Source organism: Streptomyces botrytidirepellens (genome assembly GCF_003721215.1).
GTDB classification, from domain to species: Bacteria; Actinomycetota; Actinomycetes; order Streptomycetales; family Streptomycetaceae; genus Streptomyces; species Streptomyces himastatinicus.
In genome coordinates this window covers 1-2,252 of record NZ_RIBZ01000507.1, presented here as the reverse complement: position 1 = coordinate 2,252, position 2,252 = coordinate 1, and the positions used below count along the sequence as shown (strand labels likewise).

The 2,252-nt window shown below is 77.5% G+C and carries 1 protein-coding gene; it reads left to right on the top strand.

Going from position 1 to position 2,252, the window contains the following annotated elements; genetic code table 11:
- Positions 1-2,180: SpoIIE family protein phosphatase (locus EEJ42_RS32095; protein ID WP_425472997.1), on the top strand; the 2,180-nt coding region annotated here is incomplete at its 5' end.
- Positions 2,181-2,252 lie beyond the last annotated feature (72 nt).

Sequence of the window (2,252 nt, the reverse complement as noted above, 5' to 3'; positions counted from 1 at the left end):
GGCCGCGTCCCGCATTCCCCGCGGACGGCCCAGCGGCCGCCCCGGGCTCCGGCGACGCCCCGGCCCCGGAGCCGGACGGAACGTCGACCGAGGGGGAAGCACGGCCCCAGCGCCGCGGCCGCCGTACGGCGAAGGCCGCGCCGCGCGGTGACGGAGGGACCAAGCGCGCCGGTGGAGGGACGCAAGCCCGGAACACGGCGCACAGCGAGCAGCCGGAGCACGGCACACCGGAGGGCGAGCCTGTGTGGGACGCGGACCGCAATGCCGCCAGAGGCGCGGCGCGCCGACCCGGGGCCCGGGACGACGCCCCCAGCACCGCGGCGGGCGAACACCCGGCCCCGGCGCGGCCGGACGCGGCGTCGGGTGACGTCGCGTCCGCCGGTGAGGTCGCGTACACCACCCCCGAGGGCGGGATGCCCGCCGTACCGCCCGCGAACGCGCCCGGCGCCGACGGCTCCGCCGCCCTGCGGGACCGCAGCGGCGACCGGCTGCGGTTCGTGGGGGCGGCGACGCGGCGCATCGCGCGCGGCATCGACCTCGACGAGATCGTGCTCGGCCTGTGCCGGGCCACCGTGCCCACCTTCGCCGACGCGATCCTGGTCTATCTGCGCGATCCGCTGCCGGTCGGCGACGAGCGCCCGGTCGGCCCGGTGGTGCTGCGGCTGCGCCGCACCGACCGGATCCCGCTGGACCCGGACACCGAGAGCGGACGGCTGCCGCTGATGTCCTCGCAGCCCGATCTGGCGCCCGCCGTCGGCGGCGGTCCCGCGGCCGAGCTGTGCGAGGTGGTGGCGGGCGGTCCGCTGGCCGAGGTGCTGCGCGGGGTGCGGCCGGTGTTCGGCGACTCGCAGGCCGCCCGCGCCGCGCTGCCCGAACTCCTCGGCGACGGCCCGTCGGTGGCGACCGGTCAGCGCACCGTGCTGGCGCCGCTGCGCGGCCGCCGCCGGGTCATCGGCGCCGCCGTCTTCGTACGCCGCCCGGACCGGCCGCCGTTCGAGCCGGACGATCTGCTGGTCGCCGCCCAGCTGGCCACCCACACCGCGCTCGGCGTCGACAAGGCGGTGCTGTACGGGCGCGAGGTCTACATCGCGGACGAGCTCCAGCGCACCATGCTGCCCGACTCGCTGCCCCAGCCCACCGGCGTCCGGCTGGCCAGCCGCTATCTGCCCGCGGCCGAGACCGCGCGGGTCGGCGGCGACTGGTACGACGCGATCCCGCTGCCCGGCAACCGGGTGGCGCTGGTGGTCGGCGACGTCATGGGCCACTCCATGACCTCGGCCGCGATCATGGGGCAGCTGCGCACCACCGCGCAGACCCTGGCCGGGCTCGACCTGCCGCCGCAGGAGGTGCTGCACCACCTCGACGAGCAGGCCCAGCGGCTCGGCACCGACCGCATGGCCACCTGCCTGTACGCGGTCTACGACCCCGTCGCGCACCGCATCGTGGTCGCCAACGCGGGCCACCCGCCGCCCCTGCTGCTGCACCGCGGCGGCCGCGCCGAGGTGCTGCGGGTGCCGCCGGGGGCGCCGATCGGGGTCGGCGGCGTCGACTTCGAGGCGGTCGAGCTGGACGCGCCCGCCGGGGCCACCCTCATGCTCTACACCGACGGCCTGGTCGAGTCGCGGATGCGCGACGTGTGGACCGGGATCGAGCAGCTGCGCGAGCGGCTGACCGCCACCGCCCGGCTCACCGGCCCCAACCCGCCGCCGTTGGAGCCGCTGTGCGACGAGGTGCTGGACATGCTCGGGCCCGGCGACCGCGACGACGACGTGGCGCTGCTCGCGGCCCGCTTCGAGGGCATCGCGCCCAGCGACGTCGCGTACTGGTTCCTGGACCCCAAGGCCCAGACCGCCGGGCAGGCCCGCCGGCTGGCCCGCCGGGCGCTGGCCCGCTGGGACCTGGAGGACCTCACGGACGCGGTGGAGCTGCTGGTCAGCGAGGTGGTCACCAACGCCGTGCGCTACGCGGAGCGGCCCATCACCCTGCGGCTGCTCCGCACCGACGTGCTGCGCTGCGAGGTCGGCGACGACGTGCCGCAGCTGCCCCGGCTGCGCCAGGCCCGGCCCTCCGACGAGGGCGGGCGCGGGCTGTACCTGGTCAACCGGATGGCCCGGCGGTGGGGCGCGACCCGGCTGTCCACGGGCAAGGTCGTCTGGTTCGAACTGGCCATGCCGTCCTGAGCCGCCCGGCACCTTCCGTGCCGGGCCCGCCGCCTCATGAGACCGGCCGCCCGGCACGCAAGGTGCCGGGCG